The following is a 20,007-nucleotide window of genomic DNA, read 5'->3' as shown; positions in this document are numbered from 1 at the left end:
GTGTAACTTACATCGCAGTAATTTAAAAAAGATACAAAATGCACAAATTTTACCAACTTGGCAAGTAAAGATTATTGCGATGACTTTTTACGGCCTTGTCCTATTAAAAAAACCTCTTTCGAACGTGCCCGTGATGCTGCGGGTTTTGCAGTTTTTAACACATCAAAACTGTCCACCACTTGCTTCCGAAATTCATCAAAACCAACACCTTGGAATACTTTTACCACAAATTGCCCTTTTTGGTCTAATACCTTATTGGCAAAATCTAGTGCAAGTTCACATAAATAAATCTGACGGGGTTGATCGACGGCTTTATTACCTGATGTATTGGGGGCCATATCAGAAATTACAACGTCTACTTTGCGTCCGTTTAAAATATTTAACAATTTTTCGAAAACTTCTTGCTCTCTAAAATCACCTTGTAAGAAAGTTACATCGGGTAAAGCATCCATCTCTAAAATATCTGATGCGATCACTAAACCTTCATCTCCTACAAGCTTGCCCGCAATTTGTGACCAACTCCCAGGGGCTGCCCCCAGATCCACCACCGTCATACCAGGCTTGATCAGCTTATATTTTTCTTGAATTTCCAACAACTTATAAGCAGCCCGAGCTCGATATCCTTCCTTTTGTGCTTTCTTAACAAAAGGATCATCTAGATGCTCTCTCATCCAAGCACGACTACTTTTAGACAACTTTTGGTTGGTAATGCGTGTAGCCATAACTCACTAAATTCTTAACAACATAGCAAACATCATTGTACGTGAAATTAATCTCAAATGCAGTACAGCTGTACATTTAAATCAGCAAAATTTCATTGCAAATTGCACGTATTTTTCTGGAAGCAAAACCAGCTGAAATATATGCAAGATATATTCGAGACGCCATGATAGCGCTTTATTTATAGTATTTTCGTTTGAAAATTATTATTAATTAGCATCCATACTACGCAAGGTTTTTCACCCCGTACACATCGGTAACCACATTAAACACATCATGCGTAATCCATTTTTAAGTTTGGCTCGCTAAAATGAATTAAACGAAGATGTTGCCGCTTGTTTTGTTAGATTTCGCTCGGCAAATAGCTGTTTTCCCACCAAGTAGGGATAACATAATTCATACAATCAACTGTACAAAATAGCCTACCTCATTTCGGTGTAACTTAAGTGTAAAAACAACCAAGCGGACATCCCCTATCCGCCACAGCCCCCAGAGAAAGGCTAACCCTAAAGAAGTTTTATATTTTTAGAGCGAATAAAATAGAGCTTTGCTATAATCAGGCGTTTTGAATAACAGGTGATTTTCTATGGCGGCTTTATCTATTCAGGAACGTAAACGTTTACGTCAAATTGGTCATACGCTGAATCCCGTTGTGATGATCGGTGCTCAGGGCTTAACAGATGCGATTATTGAAGAAACTTTACGTGCATTAAATGATCATGAGTTGATTAAAATTAAAATTGCGGGCGAAGACCGTGAATTACGTCAACACATTATTGATGAATTAATCAACACGACAGCAGCAGCCTTGGTACAACGCATTGGTAAAATTGCACTGATCTACAAAAAAGCTGACAAGCAAAATGCTAAATTATCTAATTTAGTTCGCCATGCACATCTTTTAAAGTAATTGAACCGCAATTATGGCCAGTTATGAACTGATACCTTTTCAAAAAGATTTCCATGCGGTGACCATTGTTGCTGCAGTTGAAACAGAACAGGCAAGCACTTTAAATGTAGGTTTTTGGATCACTGATCCTTATCAAACTGTGCAATGGACTTCATCACAGGATCAACTCGCTCGCCAAGATTTTTTATGGCAACACACTTGCTTTGAAATATTTATCGGCATCCAAGAGCAAGATCCCTATCGGGAAATTCATTTGGTGCCACCTCATGCATGGCAAGCCTACCAATTTGAAGAATATCGTTACCCTGAATCCACTCCTCCTCAAATTGCAGCAGATATTACACTGCAAGATTTACAACGCACAGCTTATGGCTTAAAAGCAAGCCTAGATTTGAGCGAGTTTATGCGGAACCATCGTCTGCAATGGGATGATTTATATTTAGGTCTCTGTGCAGTCATCGATACTCAAACTGGGCAACAGCTCTATGCCTTGCAACATCAAAGTTTAAGTCAGGCTGACTTTCATAATAAACGCGATTGGTTACATCGCTTTTAGATCAGCAAAGACATGTTCAGCTAGACAGCGTGCAAATGAATCAAACCTGTAAATAGACCAAATGCACAACACAAATAATTGCGTTGTGCATTTTCAATTTAAAATTTTACTTTATCCCATTGTTGTAACGTATTTTCTTTTGAACGTTTTAAGCTTTGTGACAGTTGCGTCTTGTGTTTATGTGAAATTTCGACAACTTCAGTTTTAAGTTGCTGTCCTAAACGCGACACATCCTCATAGACTGTACCAACTTCTCCTTTAACAACTTGACTAAAAGCCACTAAGCTTTGTTGTGAATATTCCAACTGCTGTTTAATGTTGGCAACATGCCGCAGAACATCTTGTTTTAAATTGAGTAATTGTTGTTGAACAAGCTCAATTTGGCGATGCTTATCTGCTGGTGCGCTTGACGATGCAAGCGATGAATCCGCAGTACTCAACTCTTGTGCGAAAGCACTTAAGTTAATATCAGTATCATTAATATCAGGATCAACAGCTACTGGTGCTGTTTGCACCGCCACGTGCTCAGCAATGACTGGTTGTTGCGGATCACTGGCAACAACTGCGGTAGCAGCTGGGTTTGGCTGATTTTTTTGTTGTTTTACTGGCATAACAGACCCTATTTTTTTATAAAAGAAACTTAAGAATAACCCTTATTAAGGTCTTGCCAATGTTATTTATCTAAACACTACAATGAACTGACAATAGGCATTTTTTTATGTTAAAGACTGATAAAATACAACAATATGATTTCACCGTAAAAATCAAGCACATTATCTATAAACTTCGCTATTTTCATCATGGACAACTCAACAAAGTCTCCGTATAATGCAATGTTAAGTTCAAGCGAGCAGACATGAGGAGGATCGGTTTCAAACAAAACCATCCTTTTTTTTTCGTCTACTCGCTTTTTTACAGCTTCATTTTGTGGTTTTAAGTTCAGGAGCTTTGGTTTGAGCACCCCCGCCATTTTAGCCCTCGCAGATGGAACGATCTTTAAAGGTATTTCCATCGGCGCATCGGGTAGTACGACTGGTGAAGTCGTTTTTAACACCGCCATGACTGGCTATCAAGAAATTTTGACAGACCCGAGTTATGCACAACAACTGGTCACCCTGACCTATCCGCATATCGGGAATACTGGTTGTAATGATGAAGACGTTGAATCAGGTCGTATTCATAAAGTCTGGGCCAACGGTTTAATTATTCGTGACCTACCACTATTACACAGTAACTTCCGTTCAAATCAATCATTATCAGAATATCTACAACAGCATAATGTTGTGGCTATTGCAGACATCGACACACGTAAATTGACACGTATTTTACGTGATCGCGGCGCTCAAAATGGCTGCATACTTGCCGGTGAAAATATTACAGAAGAACAAGCAATTGCCAAGGCTCGCGCGTTTGCAGGTCTTAACGGTTTAGATTTAGCCAAAGAATGTTGCGATCCAGCTGGATTCGAATGGACTGAAGGTTCTTGGACCCTCGGACAAGGCTTTAGCAAACCCGAATTAAAATATCATGTTGTCGCCTATGACTACGGTGTCAAAACCAACATCTTACGTATGCTTGCAGATCGCGGTTGTAAGCTAACGGTAGTCCCAGCACAAACGCCTGCTGCCAAGGTGCTAGAACTTAATCCCGATGGTATTTTCTTATCCAATGGTCCTGGCGATCCAGCAGCATGTGACTACGCCATTGAAGCTGTTAAAACCCTTGTTGAAACAACCAACATCCCACTATTTGGGATTTGTTTAGGACATCAAATTTTAGCACTTGCCTCTGGTGCCAAAACCATCAAAATGAATCATGGTCATCATGGTGCAAACCATCCTGTACAAAACATTCAAGATGGTACGGTGATGATTACCTCACAAAACCATGGCTTTGCGGTTGATGCAGACACCTTACCTGCCAATCTCACTGCCACCCATAAATCATTATTCGACAATACCTTACAAGGTATTCATCGTACGGATAAGCCTGCATTTAGTTTCCAAGGTCACCCCGAAGCCAGCCCAGGCCCGCATGACTGCGCCCCTCTGTTCGATCATTTCATCGAACTTATCGACAACAGCAAATCATAATGAAGGAGCCAGACAATGCCTAAACGTACGGATATTAAGAGCATCTTGATTATTGGTGCCGGTCCGATTGTTATCGGTCAAGCTTGTGAGTTCGATTACTCTGGTGCACAAGCCTGTAAAGCATTACGTGAAGAAGGTTATCGCGTGATTTTGGTCAACTCTAACCCAGCGACCATCATGACCGACCCAGCAATGGCAGACGCGACGTATATCGAACCGATTACCTGGCAGACCGTTGCACAAATTATTGAAAAAGAACGCCCAGATGCAGTGCTTCCAACCATGGGTGGTCAAACCGCTTTAAACTGCGCTTTAGCGCTAGACGAGCACGGCATTTTAGCGAAATACAATGTAGAACTAATCGGGGCATCGAAAGAAGCCATTGAAAAAGCTGAAGATCGTAAATTGTTTGACCAAGCCATGCGTAAAATTGGTTTGGAGTGTCCACGCGCAGCTGTTGCTGAAAACATCGAACAAGCTTTAGAAATTCAAGCACGTTTTGGTTTCCCTGTGATTATTCGCCCATCATTTACTATGGGTGGATCTGGCGGTGGTATCGCCTATAACCGCGAAGAATTCTTGGAAATTTGTGAACGTGGTTTCGACCTCTCTCCAACGCATCAGCTCTTAATCGATGAGTCACTCATCGGCTGGAAAGAGTATGAAATGGAAGTGGTCCGCGACAAAAAAGACAATTGTATTATCGTCTGCTCTATTGAAAACTTTGATCCAATGGGTGTGCATACCGGTGACTCCATTACGGTAGCACCAGCGCAAACGCTTACAGACAAAGAATATCAATTAATGCGTAATGCTTCTTTAGCGGTACTGCGTGAAATTGGTGTGGAAACGGGCGGTTCTAACGTTCAGTTTGGTATTTGTCCAAAAACAGGTCGCATGGTCGTCATTGAGATGAACCCACGTGTATCACGTTCATCTGCTTTGGCATCGAAAGCAACAGGCTTCCCGATTGCTAAAGTTGCAGCAAAACTAGCGGTTGGTTATACCCTAGACGAACTTAAAAATGATATTACCGGTGGTGTTACCCCTGCATCCTTTGAGCCGTCTATCGACTACGTTGTGACCAAAATTCCTCGTTTTAACTTCGAGAAATTCCCACAAGCCGATGCAACGTTAACCACGCAAATGAAGTCTGTTGGTGAAGTCATGGCAATTGGTCGTAATTTCCAAGAGTCACTACACAAAGCATTACGTGGTTTAGAAGTAGGTGTTTGTGGTTTTGATGAAAAAATCGACCCACAAAGCAAAAATATCAAAGACAAGATCATGGTGGAATTAAAAGTCCCAGGTCCTGAACGTATTTGGTATATCGCCGATGCCTTCCGTCACGGCTTCAGTTTAGATGACGTCTTTGCAGCAACCAACATTGACCGCTGGTTCCTCATTCAAATTCAAGATCTCATTCAAACTGAAGAACAAATCAAAAACTTAGGTTTTGGTGATTTGACAGCAGAAAACATTCGCTCTTTCAAACGTAAAGGCTTGTCTGATCTTCGCATCGCCAACCTGATGGGCATTTCACAGAAACAATTCCGTAAGCATCGTTGGAATTTAGCAGTCTATCCAGTCTATAAACGTGTCGATACCTGTGCAGCTGAGTTCGAATCCGATACAGCATATATGTATTCGACCTACGATGAAGAATGCGAAGCGAACCCATCCAACAAAGACAAAATCATGGTCATTGGTGGTGGTCCAAACCGTATTGGTCAAGGGATTGAGTTCGATTACTGTTGTGTACATGCAGCACTCGCTATGCGTGATGACGGCTATGAAACCATCATGGTGAACTGTAACCCTGAAACTGTTTCTACCGATTATGACACATCCGATCGTCTGTACTTCGAACCGATTACCTTAGAAGATGTACTCGAAATCGTCCGCAGTGAAAAACCTAAAGGCATTATTGTGCAATATGGTGGGCAAACACCACTGAAATTGGCACGTGCTTTAGAAGAAGCAGGCGCACCGATTATTGGTACTTCACCGGATGCCATCGACCGTGCAGAAGACCGTGAGCGTTTCCAACAAATGATTCAACGTCTCAATCTACGTCAACCCAACAACAGTATTGTCAAATCTACTGATGAAGGCATTGTAGAAGCAGCCAAAGTTGGTTATCCGTTGGTGGTACGTCCGTCTTATGTATTAGGTGGTCGCGCAATGGAAATCGTTTACAACGAAGATGAGTTGAAACGTTATCTACGTGAAGCGGTACAAGCATCGAACGAAGCACCAGTACTGCTTGATCGCTTCCTTGATGATGCAATCGAAGTAGATGTGGACTGTGTGTCTGACGGTAAAGATGTGGTGATTGGCGGTATCATGCAACACATCGAACAAGCAGGCGTACACTCTGGTGACTCTGCTTGCTCTATTCCACCCTATTCACTCTCAGCACCCATCCAAGACGAAATGCGCCGTCAAACCGTAGCCATGGCGAAAGAACTTGGTGTGATCGGTTTAATGAACGTTCAGTTTGCCGTGAAAGGTGAAGACATTTACATTCTAGAGGTCAACCCACGTGCATCACGTACGGTGCCCTTTGTTTCTAAGTGTATAGGTGAGTCTTTGGCGAAAGTCGCTGCACGCTGTATGGCTGGGCAATCCTTGGTAGATCAAGGCTTTACCAAAGAAATTATTCCAACCCACTTTGCTGTCAAAGAAGCTGTATTCCCGTTCAACAAATTCCCAGGTGTAGACCCAATTCTTGGACCTGAAATGAAGTCTACAGGGGAAGTGATGGGCGTTGGTCAATCATTCGGCGAAGCCTTCTATAAAGCTGTGCTTGGTTCTAATGATCGTTTACCTGGCAAACCAACTGAAGGTGAGATCAAACACGCTTTCCTTTCAGTTCGTGATTCTGACAAGCATCGTGTCGCAGCAATTGCACAACAATTGGTAGACTACGGCTTTAAATTAATCGCAACTGGTGGTACACATAGTGTTATTGAAGCAGCTGGTATTGCATGTCAACGTGTGAACAAAGTGACCGAAGGTCGTCCAAATATTGTGGATCGCTTGAAAAATGGCGAAATTCACCTCATTATCAATACGACTGAAGGCAAACAAGCGCTTGAAGATTCATTTGATATTCGTCGTTCTGCCCTACAAGCGAAGGTTTATTACACCACCACGCTCAATGGTGCAGAAGCTGTCTGTCAAGCACTTGCAATCCAACTTCCTATGGATGTTTATCGCTTACAAGATTTACATAGCGTAGGTTAATTCGTTACCGATCAATCCCGCCACTTGATCGGTGGCGGGATTTTTTATTTTTTTAAACCTTATTTTTTGACGTGAGGGACAACATGCAACGTTATCCTATGACCCCTGAAGGCAAAGCCGCCTTAGAGAAAGAATTACAACAGTTAAAATCAGTAGATCGTCCCCGTATCACGCAAGCCATTGCAGAAGCGCGTGAACATGGCGATCTCAAAGAAAATGCTGAATACCATGCGGCACGTGAGCAACAAGGTTTTTGTGAAGGGCGTATTCAGGATATTGAAGGGAAATTGGGTGCTGCACAAGTTATTGATATCCATGAGCTAGAGCAAACTGGTCGTGTGGTATTTGGTGTAACCGTAACCATTGAAAACTTAGAAACTGAAGAACAAAAGACCTATAAAATCGTTGGTGATGATGAAGCCGATTTTAAAATCAACAAAATCTCAGTCAACTCACCTATCGCACGTGGGTTATTGGGTAAATATGAGGGTGATGAAGCCAAAATTACCACACCTCAAGGTGAAGTAGAATATGAAGTAGTTAGTGTTCAATATCTATAGGCACTAGAACTTTAAAAAAGGCAGATCGAAATAACGAGCTGCCTTTTTAAAATTATAATCATTTGTCCTCATTTTCTTCCCAACAACGACCTCATATTTTCAAACAGCCACATATAAACTTTAAATTTTTAAAATAACTACAATTCAAATTTCAAATTTTTTATATCCTCAATAGCACAAGGTTTAGGGCAAAATCTCTGCCCGTCTTATTAAGCATAGTCACGGTCATTTTGTGACAAAATACTTGCTGTAAGCACAAAGCATTATTTATTTATCCTTATGGATTTACTGGGTTTTCTTTTATGTAAATTGCGGATATGATCTAAAGAGAAGGTCTTAACAAACAGTATAACTTTAGCACCAGTTCATGTTGTATCTATGAACATCCACAATGATTTAGGAGTAGAAAAATATGGCTTATCAAAACATTTTAGTTCCTATCGATGGCTCTGAAACTGCATTAGCAGTCATACAACATGCGGTTGATGTTGCTAAGGCATTTCAGAGTAAAGTGACCGTTATTCAGGTCATGACTTTAGATCCTTATCTCGCTGTAGACTATTTAGCTTTAGGGCAAAGTAACCAATATATTGAACGTGCTAAAACCAGCATTAGCAGTAATCTTGAAACAGCCAAACAAAAATTTGCTGAACAAGGTGTAGAGGTCGAAATCAAAGTTTTAGAAGGTGAAAACATTGCCGAAACCATTGCTGATTTTGCTAACCAATTAGACCAAGGTCTGGTTATTCTCAGCTCCCATGGTCGCTCTGGTATCAAAAAACTAATTTTAGGTAGTGTTGCACAAAGTCTAATTAGCCTCCTAAAAGTACCGTTCCTTGTTGTGAAGCAATAATTTTAAAAAATCCCCGTAAGTATACTTATGGGGATTCTATTTAGATCAAGAAATAATAAAGTCCGATCAATAAACAAAGCCAGATCAATAATAGTTCAAACCCAGCTTATGCTTAATCCAGACATACAGCACTTAAATAATGTTTATTACCCCATTTGATATCGAGCCAAATTAACACGATTATTCTGAACAATAACATCTTCTGCACATAGCTTTTGTGCTTGGATATTTTGCCCGTATATATCACAATGCTGCACAGATATTTTACCTTGTGCATTAATAACACGATGCCAAGGCATATCACTATCTGCAGCAAGATTTCCCAATACACGCCCAACTAAACGTGCATGCTTTGGTAGCCCTGCCAATGCAGCAACTTGCCCATAACTGGCGACCTTACCTGCCGGAATAGTCGCCACAACTGCTAAAATTAACTGCGCGAGCTCATTATATTTTGCTGTAGTATCTGATGACCTTGCCATAGTTACATCCATAGTTATATTCATCCATATACAGCAGCACAAATCTTAGAAGTTTTCTGGGTTCTCTAAACGTTTTAGTTCATCTGCCTTATCAGGGCGATGTACTGTTGCTACACCATCCTCAGATTTTTGATCAACAATAGCTTCTGGATTATAAATGGTGATCGTCTCATTACCATACATATCCTCACCCACGATGTATTTAAAACCTTTTTTATTTAAGCGATGACATAAACGTTGATACCACCCCTTAAAGCCCTTCTTCTCTTCGTGTGGATTATAATAAAAAGCATTCATAACTGCTGGTAAGCCCAAACCACACACCACGCCTGATAAAAGCACACTAATAAAAGTATAACCAATTAAAATACTGCTATATGGTCTCAGCTCTGGAATATTGGCAACAGCCAAAATCAAGGCTAAAGAAATACCACCACGCACACCACCCCAAGATAAAATCACCAAACTACCGTTATAGCTTTTATGCTTAAAGCGCGGAAAGAAAGCAAAGGATAAGAAGTTGGCTGCAAAACGTGATAAATGTAAGGTAATAAAGGCAAATATACCACCTAAGATCAAACTACTACTCAAATCTAAAATAAACATTTCTAGACCGATCAAAGTAAATAAGAAAGAATTGATAATCCCTTCCACGGTATGCCAGAAATGATTAACTTCTTGTATTTCTCGTTGTTCTAAAATTTCTTTCCATTTGTTTCCAACAATTAAACCACCGATCACACAAGCAATCGGTGCAGAAGCATGTGCAAATAATGCAACCAAATAAGAACCACATGCCAACAAGGCTGTGGTTAAAATAAGTGATTCCATTTCGTGCTTACCACGTAATAAGCGTAGGATTGCTAAACCAAAAGCCCAACCGATGATAACTGCAACAACAATTTCATAGAGTAAGTTCTGTAAAGTTGACAATAAACTAAAATGTTCGCCTTCTAGAACATTGAGTAAAGTCATAAATACGGCAATACAGACAGCATCGTTAAATAAAGACTCACCTTCTAATTTTACAATTAAGTGATGCGGCGCGCGAACAGAACTTAATACCCCTTTTACGCCAATAGGGTCTGTAGCACCAAGTGCTGATCCCAATAACAATAAAATTAAAATAGGAACTGGATTACCAATCAAATATTGGAAACCATATAAAATCCCACCAAAGAATACGGCACAGAGTACCAAAGCAATGGTGGCTAATATGCCGATGGGCTTCCAATAAAGCCTTAGATCAGATACTTTGAATTTTAAAGCTGATGACGTCAGGATAAAACAAATCACACCATTGACTAAGAAATCATAAAAATCAATTTTGCGAACAGCTTCTTCAATATTATGAATGTTTACAGTAACGAACTGATTTCCGTGTAATAAACTTGCCCCCCACTGTAATATAAAAACTAAAATTGCAGAAACAATGGGAACACCAATCGCTTGTGGAAAACCGAGTATTCGTTTATTAAAGATGGTCGTGGCAATCGATAATGCAAAGATCACGGTAAGGATTTGTAGAAAAAAATAATTGCCCATGCACAACCTTATTTATTTTGATTAAAAATTGATTTCAATGAGCCGCCATACTCAACACACTTTATATAATATAAAGATAAAACGACCTAAAAGTATAAAACGACGGAAAGATCAGATGTCCAGTAAATATGGATAACTCAATTGAATTGGTGATTGATTTTAACAAAAGTAACAACTTTACTGATATAAATTTTATGTACATTTTTCTTTTCATGAACAAATCTATAGACAGTTGCCTGAACAATAAACCAAGTAAAGTTCCCATCTCAGCAAGGGCTACAAGCAATGATCCAAACGATAAGTTTATTCAAAATACGGCTGCGCAGCAAAATACAAAATTTTTAAGATATTCAGAAATGTTGCTGACATTAAAAAAAAGAATCCCGTACAATGTGCCCTATTCGTTAATCGTTCGGATAGTTAGCAGCAAATAGATATACTCATTGACCGCAAGATGCTGTTTTAAAGTTGCAATAAGTCTTTCAAACATTTGCCATGATTTACGATTTAGACATCGTGACAATGCAACTTTTATATTGAATATATCTCTATTGCTATGATGATCTAGACTTTATTTTGATTTTAAAAGTTGGAACAACATGAGTACTCAAGATTCCCGCCCTATTATTCTAACCGGCGATCGCCCAACGGGCCAATTACATTTAGGTCATTTTGTAGGGTCTCTACGCTCGCGTGTCGGTTTACAAGATAGCCATCACCAGCATTTATTACTTGCTGATGCACAAGCGTTAACAGACAATGCCGATAATTTTGAAAAAGTGCGTCGCAATATTATTGAGGTGGCCACAGATTATTTAGCCGTTGGTATTGATCCAGCAAAAACTACAATCTGTGTACAGTCATGCTTACCGGCATTAAATGAACTGACCATGTTGTATCTCAACTTTGTCACCGTCTCAAGATTAGAACGTAATCCAACCATTAAAGCTGAAATTCAATTACGTGGTTTTGAACGCGACATTCCTGCTGGCTTTTTATGTTACCCCATAGCACAAGCTGCCGATATTACAGCATTTAAAGCCACGATTGTTCCTGTTGGCGAAGATCAGATCCCAATGATTGAACAAACCAATGAAGTGGTCCGCCGTGTAAACCGACAAATTGGTCATGACCTTCTCCCTGAATGTAAAGCTTTATTATCCAATATGAGTCGCTTGCCCGGTTTTGATGGTAAGGCAAAAATGTCTAAGTCGCTTGGCAATACCATCGTGTTAGATGCATCTGATAAAGATATTAAAAAAGCTGTCAATGCCATGTACACCGATCCAAATCATTTACGCATTGAAGATCCAGGTCAAGTAGAAGGCAATATTGTATTTACTTATCTCGATGCCTTCGATCCAAATAAAGAAGAAGTAGCGGCATTGAAAGAGCATTATCGCCGTGGTGGATTAGGTGATGGTACGGTAAAAAAACGCTTAGAAGGTGTATTAAAAGATTTGATTGCTCCTATCCGTGAACGCCGCATAGAACTTGCCAAAGATCCTGATTATATTATGGATATTTTACAAACTGGTACAGCCAAATGTCGTGATATCACTCAACAAACTTTAGATGAAGTCAAACATGGTTTAGGTGTGTTTCATTTTTAAAATTTTTTAAGCGCCCATTTCAAATGGATCGACATGCTAATTCTAGCGAATTATTTAGCTTTACATTTTGAAATCGGATTAGTGATTGTTAAACACAGTTTAACTCTTACTTACACACTATTACTTTAAACACAATGAATGATCTTAATCATATCGCTATATTAGCAATCAAGGAATACGGTGCAACACTGACCTAAAGCCTAACTCTTTACCGAAGCTGTGCAAGCAGATTCGTTGTTCTACGCAATGATCACCCCAATCATTGCGTATTTTTTTGTCCAAAATTCGTGTCTTATTTCTTTTAAAATATTGCTTTATCTCCACTGTTATCCTCTTATATTGAGACCAGTGCTAGCATGATACATGCATGTTTTAAAACCAAGTATTTAATAGAACTTAATAAAAACTATTTTAAAAGCAATAATAGATTTGCCCGCTGTAGAATAGATGAGCGCTGTAGGTAATATCGCTTATTTATTTCTCAAGAAATAATCAAAAAATTTGATAACTCAGCCTTATAAATCTCATATTTATGGAGTTTATGTGATATAAACATAGAAAGTGCTTATATTGTTATATTTCATAGCAGTATTTTCCATCTATTCACGATAGATGCTTAGATCGCACCATGCTCAATCTACGAGATTATACCTTTTAAAACAATCTAATAGAGAAAAAACATGCTATGGGAATTATTTAATTCGCCATCTAATATCATATTTAGTATTAGCTTGGCATTAATGCTGTTATTGGGCATTACAGAACTGATTCTGATGCTAGTAGGGGCTAGTGCACAAGGTTTTTTAGATCAATTTCTTCCAGAACAGCTCCTTGATGTGAAGCATCCTGAACTTAATTTTAGTGATCATCACGATGGTCTATGGATAAAGACTTTAGATTGGCTTTATCTAGGACGCATCCCCATTCTGGTTTGGTTTATTATCTTTTTAACGGTGTATTCACTGACTGGTTTTATTACACAAATTATTCTATTTAAAATTTTTGGCAGCTATCTATCGGCATGGCTGATTAGCCCATTATGCTTATTTCTAGCGATGCCATTGGTTCGTTATAGTTCAAAATTTATTGCAAAAATACTTCCACAAGATGAAACCACTGCAATTCACAGTGAAGAATTGATCGGACGTACAGCACTGATTATTTTAGGTGAAGCCAAGATAAATTATCCAGCGCAAGCAAAAGTCAAAGATCAACATGGTTTAACTCATTATGTTTTGGTTGAACCCCAACAAGATATTACTCTTAAAATGGGACAGCAAGTTATTCTAACTGAAAAAACCACAATAGGCTTTAAAGCAACAACTTTTATTGAACAAAGAGCAGAGATATGAACTCATCCTTATATGAAATTTTAACGCTAGCAGGCATTATCCTCACAGCATTGGTTGTGATTGGAATTATCATTGCCCGTTTATACAAAAGATCTAGTAAAGAAGTATCTTTTGTACGAACAGGTTTCGGTGGTGAAAAAGTGATTCTCGATGGTGGTGCAATTGTACTCCCCGTTTTACACGAAGTGATTCCTGTCAATATGAATACATTACGCCTCGAAGTAAAACGTGCTGCAGATCAAGCCCTGATTACACGGGATCGTATGCGTGTTGATGTCATGGCTGAATTTTATGTTCGCGTAAAGCCAACAGCAGAATCTATCGCGACCGCAGCACAGACTCTTGGTAAAAAAACCATGTCACCACAAGAGCTGAAGAATTTAGTAGAAGGTAAATTCGTTGACTCTTTACGCGCAGTAGCCGCTGAAATGGCGATGGAAGAATTACATGAAAAACGCGTTGATTTCGTACAAAAAGTACAGCAAGTCGTTTCAGAGGACTTATTTAAAAATGGTCTAGAACTTGAAACAGTTTCTTTAACGGGTTTGGATCAAACCAGTTTTGAATACTTCAATCCTCAAAATGCCTTTGACGCAGAAGGTTTAACTAAATTAACCGAAACCATTGAAGATCGCCGTAAAAAACGTAATGATATTGAACAAGATGCAGATCTTGCCATAAAAGCTAAAAACCTTGAAACAGAACAAGCTCGCCTACAAATTTTACGTGAAGAAGAATACGCGAAATTACAACAAGAACGAGAAATTTCCATTCGTCGTGCTGAACAACTTGCCGAAATTGCAACCCAAGAGGCAGCTAAAAAACGTGAAGCTGAAGAAGCTCAAATTGCTGCAAACCGTGAAGTTGAGTTAAAACGTATTGTGTCTGCACGTGACGTTGAAAATGAAAATATTTTGAAGCAACAACTCGTACAAAAAGCGCAAGTTGAGCAAAAGAAAACCATTGAATTGGCTGAACAAGATCGTGCAATTGCCATTGCAGAAAAGTCCCGTGCCGAATCTGAAGCAAAAGCCCAAGCAGATCGCGCACGTGCTCAAGCGGTACAGGCAGAAGAAGAAGTTATGACCGTTCGTGAGACACAGCGTGCTGAACGTGAAAAAGCTGTAGAATTGGTTGCTGCAAAACAGGCTGCTGAGAAAGATGCTATTGCGATTACTGTAGCCGCAGAAGCCAGCAAAAAAGCTGCGGTTGATGATGCTGAATCTATTCGCATTAGTGCAGAAGCTGAAGCAGAAAAACTGCGCTTACAAGCCAAAGGTGAAGCTGATGCCAAAATTCTCTTGGCCGAAGCACAAAATAGACAATATCAAGTTGATGCAGAAGGTACCCGTGCAGTCAACGAAGCCAATAATATTTTGTCGCTTGAACAAATCGATATGCAAGTTCGTTTGGCTTTAATTAAAAACTTACCAGAAATTATTCGTGAAAGTGTCAAACCCATGGAAAATATTGATGACATTAAGATCTTGCAAGTCAATGGGCTCAATGGTGCTGGCGTAGCAAGCAACCACTCAGATTCTACTGATCAACAAAATGTAGCTTTATCAGACCAAGTGGTTAATAGCGCATTACGTTATCGCTCACAAGCTCCTTTAATTGATAGCTTAATGAATGAGTTAGGTATTAAAGGCGGTGATATTAATGGTATGACGCAATCTCTACACAATACAACTACGCCTGCCCCCAAAATATCTGAATAACCTCATTAAGTCATGTTGACTTAAAGCTGCCCTCTCTGATGGCAGCTTTTTTTATTTATCTATCAATAAAAAACTTGGCTAAATAAGTATTATTGTTATAATATAACATTACATTAATTAGCATTAAGGTATTGCAATATTATGAAAGTTTGTTCATCGCTAAAAAGTGCAAAGAAACGTGCCGATTGTCAAATCGTCAAGCGCAGAGGTCGCCTATATGTCATCTGCAAAAGTAATCCACGTTTTAAAGCGCGCCAAGGTTAGGAAAACCTCGCAGATCTAGTACGCATATACAGCAACGCTTTGAATTGTATCTGCGTACTGCGACAAGATGAGCACAAAATATTATGTGCTTTTAAATTTATAAATCAAAATGATAGCTAAAAGGATAAATCTCAAACAATAAGCTCGGCTTTTCTTTTGTATTTCTGAAGTAAGGTTAATAATTTGTGATATAAATCACTTTTTATCAAAAGATTTAGGAAAACCATGAAAAAGACCTTACTTTGTCTCCCCCTCTGTTCATTCATGCTTTTGGCTTGCTCCAATTCACAACAATCTAATTCACAACAACAAGAAAGCTCTGCGGCTGTATCTACTGTTGTTGCTAGCCAAGCAATTCAAAGCAGCGCCAGTGAGCTTGTCACAACTACGGCTTCTCACGTTGTGGCCACTGGTGATAATGCACAAACGAGTCTAGATTGGGATGGTAAATATATCGCCCAATTACCTTGTGCAGACTGTAGTGGTATCGCTACAGAACTGACTCTCTACCCTGATCAACGTTATGAAATGTCAGAAACTTATCTGGGTAAAGACGATAAAGCATTTAAAACTCAAGGTAAATTTAACTTTGATAAAGCTGGTACCGTTATTCAATTAGATAAAACTGGTGCTGATCGTCAATATTTTGTGGCTGAAAATGCTTTATATGCATTAGATAGCGATGGTAAAAAAATAGAAGGAAGTATGGCTGAGCTATACGTGTTACAAAAACAGAATTAATTATTCTTCTAAGCCATTATTTGAAATATATTACTGGCAAGCGATTATTTATTGCCAATGATTATTTTCTGCTAAATCTTTTCGTAAAAATAACCCGCTCAAAAGAGCGGGTTATTTTTAATCCAATCTAAACTTAGTTAGAGAATTGGTTCATGGTGTTTTTACTGTCATCACCAGCTTTCAATGCATTGTCGCCAGCAAAGATTTCTTTGTGATCGTCACCGATGTCTGAACCAGCCATCGCTTGGTGCTTAACACATGCGATCGTGCCACGAATTTCTTTACGTTGTACGCCAGCAACATAAGCAAGCATTCCTTCATTACCAAAGTAACCTTGCGCTAACTCATGTGTAGACAATGCAGCAGTATGGTAAGTCGGTAATGTAATCAAGTGATGGAATACACCCGCTTCACGCGATGCATCTGCTTGGAATGTACGTACTTTCTCATCTGCTTCTTTCGCTAATTCGGTATCGTCATACTCTGCGCTCATTAATTTAGCACGGTCATACGCAGATACGTCACGACCTTCAGCAACAAAACGGTCATAAGCTTGTTGACGGAAGTTGAGTGTCCAGTTAAATGATGGGCTGTTGTTATAAACAAGCTTCGCATTTGGAACAACTTCTTTCACACGGTTCACCATGTGTGCAATTTCATCTACGTTTGGTGTAGCTGTTTCGATCCAAAGTAGATCTGCACCGTTTTGTAAACTGGTAATACAGTCAAGTACTACGCGATCAATTTGTGTACCTTCACGGAATTGATATAAACCAGATGCCAAACGTTTAGGACGGTGTAATTTACCATCACGTTTAATCAGAATCTCATCTTCTTTCGCTTCTGAGATATCAATTTCAGTCGTATCTAAATAGCTGATATATTTAGAAGCAATATCACCTGGCTCTTTCACAACTGGGATTTTTTGAGTTAAATCCGCACCTTCAGAGTCAGTACGTGCCACGATGATACCATCATCTAGACCCATTTCTAAGAAGGCATAACGTAGTGCATGGATCTTAGCAATAAAGTCTTCATGCGGTACAGTTACTTTACCAGCTTGGTGACCACATTGTTTTGCATCAGATACTTGGTTTTCGATTTGCAGTGCACATGCACCTGCTTCAATCATTTTCTTAGCAAGTAAATAAGTCGCTTCTTCATTACCAAAACCAGCATCGATATCTGCAATAATTGGTACAACATGTGTTTCAAAGTTATCGATTTTATCTGTAATCGCTTTAACTTGTGCTTCATCGCCAGCATCTTGAGCTTTTTTCAATGCGCGGAATAAATCATTTAATTCTTTGGCATCAGCTTGACGTAAGAAAGTGTAGATTTCTTCAATTAATGCAGGAACAGAAGTTTTTTCATGCATAGATTGGTCTGGTAGTGGACCAAATTCTGAACGAAGCGCAGCAACCATCCAGCCTGATAGATAGATATAACGTTTATTGGTTGTACCAAAGTATTTTTTGTTGGCAATCATCTTTTGTTGTGCAATGAAACCATGCCAGCAGCCTAATGATTGGGTATATTGGCTTGAGTCAGCATCATATTCAGCCATATCACGACGCATAATTGCAGCGGTGTATTTAGCAATGTCTAAACCCGTTTTGAAACGGTTTTGCAATTGCATACGTGCAGCGTCTTCTGCGCTAATGTCCGCCCAAGTATTGCCAAATTTCGCTTTTAATTCGCGGATTGCATCAATCGCTGTTTGATAATTAGCCATGATATTTCCCTTTATATAATTTAGGATTGCATCAATAGATGGGGTAAATCTTTAGTAAGTTATTTGCTTAGATTTAACACACCGCATTGGTATGAACACAGCTTAGTGTCAGCGCGGAAATTAATCCAATATCCTAGGCTAATCTTCACTATTTATTTTAAAAATGTATAGATAAAAGTCGTATTATAGTTAGGATTAACAAAGATACTCCATTGTTTTATAAAAATTTATTTTTAATAAAAATGACATAAAACTGCTTATTTATTAAGCAAAACCTATTTTAGAGGGATTAGACCTTAGTCTGAATGACTTTTAATAAAATCAAGATAACAACTTTTTTTTGGTGATTAATTCAGCAATACTGTGGTCTACTTTTTACCAAAAACGACTCTAAATTGCTTTAAATAAAATGCTCAACCCCTTATCAACAGAAACTTTCATCCTATTGAATAATTTTTTTAAGCAGCTTTGAGCAAAAACGCATAAATTATGGCATAATTCAAAATGATTTCAGGATTTTATTTTCGGTATTTATTTTATGAATCTGGAGCGGGTCGATCTTAATCTTTTAATTTACTTAGATGTTTTATTGAGAGAAAAAAACGTAACACGTGCTGCGGAGCAGTTGGGGGTCACCCAACCCGCTATGAGTAATATTTTACGCCGTTTACGTAATTTATTTAATGATCCTCTACTTATTCGCTCATCAGAAGGGATGACCCCGACTGAACGGGCACTGGAATTGCAGCCTCGAATTCGCGATGCATTGTCTGATTTATCAATGATTTTGGAACCTAGAACAGAGTTCCGTCCTTATACCAGTAACCGTGTATTTAGGATCATGACCTCTGATTATGCTGAAGCTACGCTTGTACCTCGCTTAATCAAAGCCTTACGTTCAGAAGCACCCAATGTTGTACTTGATTTTCTTACGCCCAGCGATGTGTCATATCGTGATATGGAGCAAGGTAAAGTTGATCTTGCCATTAACCGTTTTAATGAAATACCACAAAGTTTTCACCAAGTATTGGTATGGCGCGATAGCTTTTCATGTATTTTAAATAACAAACATCCTGCTAGTAACAACCTTAATCTGAAAAGTTATTTAGATGCACAACATATTTGGGTATCTAAAACAGGCATGGGCGTTGGTTTTGGGGTAAATCCTGAAAAACAAGCAGGTTTAGGCTGGATTGATCAAGCTTTGGATCGTATTGGTCAAAAACGTAAAATTTCTGTGTTTACGCGACATTATCAAATGCCAGCATTATTGGCAGCCAATGTTGACTTAATTGCAACACTGCCCTCACGTATTGCTCGGCTTCAAGCTAAAAATAGTAATCTGATGATTAAAGATCCACCATTTTATATTCCAGAGTTTGAACTTAAAATGGCATGGTGCCCTTTATTACATCATCATCCTGCCCATCGTTGGTTACGCCAATTGATCTTATATGTCGCACGACAAATGATTGAAGAAGAACAACGTGAATATCTATTAAATAATAGTAATTCACAACCTCCACATGCTTTTTATTGATCCATTTATAAAAATCTATGCTGGCTTGATCTAAACTTTGCAATAGGCAGATCAAGCCTCGATAAATTATTTT

17 protein-coding genes are annotated in these 20,007 nt (G+C 38.9%); 12 read left to right on the top strand and 5 right to left on the bottom strand.

Going from position 1 to position 20,007, the window contains the following annotated elements:
- Positions 1 to 71 precede the first annotated feature (71 nt).
- Entirely contained in the window at positions 72 to 722 is a 651-nt protein-coding gene (rlmE, locus tag BFG52_RS04745) for a 23S rRNA (uridine(2552)-2'-O)-methyltransferase RlmE (protein WP_067553182.1), read from the bottom strand.
- Positions 723 to 1,306: 584 nt separating this feature from the next.
- On the opposite strand from rlmE, the gene BFG52_RS04740 reads away from it, so the two are divergent.
- Together BFG52_RS04740 and BFG52_RS04735 are read left to right on the top strand one after the other, a co-directional pair.
- On the top strand, positions 1,307 to 1,630 hold the full coding sequence (locus BFG52_RS04740; protein ID WP_067553180.1) for a YhbY family RNA-binding protein: 324 nt from the start codon (positions 1,307 to 1,309) through the stop codon (positions 1,628 to 1,630).
- Between the two features lie 13 nt (positions 1,631 to 1,643).
- Positions 1,644 to 2,186: a DOMON domain-containing protein gene (locus tag BFG52_RS04735; RefSeq protein WP_067553178.1), complete on the top strand. Its 543-nt coding sequence runs from the start codon at positions 1,644 to 1,646 to the stop codon at positions 2,184 to 2,186.
- Positions 2,187 to 2,284: 98 nt separating this feature from the next.
- On the opposite strand, the gene BFG52_RS04730 is transcribed toward BFG52_RS04735, so the two are convergent.
- Positions 2,285 to 2,797, bottom strand: coding sequence for a hypothetical protein (locus tag BFG52_RS04730; RefSeq protein ID WP_067553176.1), 513 nt, complete (start codon positions 2,795 to 2,797; stop codon positions 2,285 to 2,287).
- Between the two features lie 342 nt (positions 2,798 to 3,139).
- Between BFG52_RS04730 and carA the strand changes: the two genes are divergently transcribed.
- From carA to BFG52_RS04705, 4 genes are all read left to right on the top strand, one after another.
- On the top strand, positions 3,140 to 4,279 hold the full coding sequence (gene carA / locus BFG52_RS04720) for a glutamine-hydrolyzing carbamoyl-phosphate synthase small subunit (RefSeq protein WP_067553171.1): 1,140 nt from the start codon (positions 3,140 to 3,142) through the stop codon (positions 4,277 to 4,279).
- 15 nt (positions 4,280 to 4,294) lie between these two features.
- Positions 4,295 to 7,528, top strand: coding sequence for a carbamoyl-phosphate synthase large subunit (gene carB / locus BFG52_RS04715; RefSeq protein WP_067553169.1), 3,234 nt, complete (start codon positions 4,295 to 4,297; stop codon positions 7,526 to 7,528).
- 83 nt (positions 7,529 to 7,611) lie between these two features.
- Complete coding sequence (gene greA, locus BFG52_RS04710) at positions 7,612 to 8,088, top strand: transcription elongation factor GreA (protein ID WP_067553167.1); 477 nt, start codon at positions 7,612 to 7,614, stop codon at positions 8,086 to 8,088.
- A gap of 412 nt (positions 8,089 to 8,500) precedes the next feature.
- A complete protein-coding gene (locus BFG52_RS04705; RefSeq protein WP_067553165.1) occupies positions 8,501 to 8,941 on the top strand; it encodes a universal stress protein in 441 nt (146 codons plus the stop codon).
- 146 nt (positions 8,942 to 9,087) lie between these two features.
- On the opposite strand, the gene BFG52_RS04700 is transcribed toward BFG52_RS04705, so the two are convergent.
- Entirely contained in the window at positions 9,088 to 9,423 is a 336-nt protein-coding gene (locus BFG52_RS04700) for an MGMT family protein (RefSeq protein WP_067553163.1), read from the bottom strand.
- 45 nt (positions 9,424 to 9,468) lie between these two features.
- Entirely contained in the window at positions 9,469 to 10,968 is a 1,500-nt protein-coding gene (locus BFG52_RS04695) for a cation:proton antiporter (protein ID WP_067553161.1), read from the bottom strand.
- Between the two features lie 599 nt (positions 10,969 to 11,567).
- On the opposite strand from BFG52_RS04695, the gene trpS reads away from it, so the two are divergent.
- The 5 genes from trpS to BFG52_RS04670 all read left to right on the top strand — a co-directional run bounded on the left by trpS (position 11,568) and on the right by BFG52_RS04670 (position 16,659).
- On the top strand, positions 11,568 to 12,581 hold the full coding sequence (gene trpS / locus BFG52_RS04685; RefSeq protein ID WP_067553157.1) for a tryptophan--tRNA ligase: 1,014 nt from the start codon (positions 11,568 to 11,570) through the stop codon (positions 12,579 to 12,581).
- A 680-nt stretch (positions 12,582 to 13,261) separates the two neighbouring features.
- Positions 13,262 to 13,933 carry a YqiJ family protein gene (locus tag BFG52_RS04680; protein ID WP_067553155.1) on the top strand — a complete coding sequence of 224 codons (672 nt, stop codon included), beginning with the start codon at positions 13,262 to 13,264 and terminating at the stop codon, positions 13,931 to 13,933.
- A complete protein-coding gene (locus tag BFG52_RS04675) occupies positions 13,930 to 15,654 on the top strand; it encodes a flotillin family protein (protein WP_067553153.1) in 1,725 nt (574 codons plus the stop codon). The genes BFG52_RS04680 and BFG52_RS04675 overlap by 4 nt, the downstream gene beginning before the upstream one ends.
- A 141-nt stretch (positions 15,655 to 15,795) precedes the next feature.
- Positions 15,796 to 15,918 (top strand): type B 50S ribosomal protein L36, encoded by a 123-nt coding sequence (gene ykgO / locus BFG52_RS16575; protein WP_071890089.1) that lies wholly within the window; start codon positions 15,796 to 15,798, stop codon positions 15,916 to 15,918.
- Positions 15,919 to 16,143: 225 nt separating this feature from the next.
- Positions 16,144 to 16,659 (top strand): copper resistance protein NlpE, encoded by a 516-nt coding sequence (locus tag BFG52_RS04670; protein ID WP_067553151.1) that lies wholly within the window; start codon positions 16,144 to 16,146, stop codon positions 16,657 to 16,659.
- A 133-nt stretch (positions 16,660 to 16,792) separates the two neighbouring features.
- Here the strand turns inward: BFG52_RS04670 and BFG52_RS04665 are convergent, their stop codons facing one another.
- Positions 16,793 to 18,394: an isocitrate lyase gene (locus BFG52_RS04665; RefSeq protein ID WP_067553149.1), complete on the bottom strand. Its 1,602-nt coding sequence runs from the start codon at positions 18,392 to 18,394 to the stop codon at positions 16,793 to 16,795.
- 538 nt (positions 18,395 to 18,932) lie between these two features.
- On the opposite strand from BFG52_RS04665, the gene BFG52_RS04660 reads away from it, so the two are divergent.
- Positions 18,933 to 19,934 (top strand): LysR family transcriptional regulator, encoded by a 1,002-nt coding sequence (locus BFG52_RS04660; RefSeq protein ID WP_067553147.1) that lies wholly within the window; start codon positions 18,933 to 18,935, stop codon positions 19,932 to 19,934.
- Positions 19,935 to 20,007 lie beyond the last annotated feature (73 nt).

It is taken from the genome of Acinetobacter larvae (genome assembly GCF_001704115.1).
Lineage (GTDB): Bacteria > Pseudomonadota > Gammaproteobacteria > Pseudomonadales > Moraxellaceae > Acinetobacter > Acinetobacter larvae.
This window is presented reverse-complemented; position numbering and strand designations above follow the sequence as displayed.

Bases quoted from the DNA above. Each gene is read 5' to 3' on its own strand.
- BFG52_RS04735 (WP_067553178.1), top strand. From the start codon at position 1,644: ATGGCCAGTTATGAACTGATACCTTTTCAAAAAGATTTCCATGCGGTG.
- BFG52_RS04695 (WP_067553161.1), bottom strand. From the start codon at position 10,968: ATGGGCAATTATTTTTTTCTACAAATCCTTACCGTGATCTTTGCATTA.
- BFG52_RS04700 (WP_067553163.1), bottom strand. From the start codon at position 9,423: ATGGCAAGGTCATCAGATACTACAGCAAAATATAATGAGCTCGCGCAG.
- rlmE (WP_067553182.1), bottom strand. From the start codon at position 722: ATGGCTACACGCATTACCAACCAAAAGTTGTCTAAAAGTAGTCGTGCT.
- BFG52_RS04680 (WP_067553155.1), top strand. From the start codon at position 13,262: ATGCTATGGGAATTATTTAATTCGCCATCTAATATCATATTTAGTATT.
- greA (WP_067553167.1), top strand. From the start codon at position 7,612: ATGCAACGTTATCCTATGACCCCTGAAGGCAAAGCCGCCTTAGAGAAA.
- BFG52_RS04730 (WP_067553176.1), bottom strand. From the start codon at position 2,797: ATGCCAGTAAAACAACAAAAAAATCAGCCAAACCCAGCTGCTACCGCA.
- BFG52_RS04705 (WP_067553165.1), top strand. From the start codon at position 8,501: ATGGCTTATCAAAACATTTTAGTTCCTATCGATGGCTCTGAAACTGCA.
- BFG52_RS04670 (WP_067553151.1), top strand. From the start codon at position 16,144: ATGAAAAAGACCTTACTTTGTCTCCCCCTCTGTTCATTCATGCTTTTG.
- trpS (WP_067553157.1), top strand. From the start codon at position 11,568: ATGAGTACTCAAGATTCCCGCCCTATTATTCTAACCGGCGATCGCCCA.
- ykgO (WP_071890089.1), top strand. From the start codon at position 15,796: ATGAAAGTTTGTTCATCGCTAAAAAGTGCAAAGAAACGTGCCGATTGT.
- BFG52_RS04660 (WP_067553147.1), top strand. From the start codon at position 18,933: ATGAATCTGGAGCGGGTCGATCTTAATCTTTTAATTTACTTAGATGTT.
- BFG52_RS04675 (WP_067553153.1), top strand. From the start codon at position 13,930: ATGAACTCATCCTTATATGAAATTTTAACGCTAGCAGGCATTATCCTC.
- BFG52_RS04665 (WP_067553149.1), bottom strand. From the start codon at position 18,394: ATGGCTAATTATCAAACAGCGATTGATGCAATCCGCGAATTAAAAGCG.
- BFG52_RS04740 (WP_067553180.1), top strand. From the start codon at position 1,307: ATGGCGGCTTTATCTATTCAGGAACGTAAACGTTTACGTCAAATTGGT.
- carB (WP_067553169.1), top strand. From the start codon at position 4,295: ATGCCTAAACGTACGGATATTAAGAGCATCTTGATTATTGGTGCCGGT.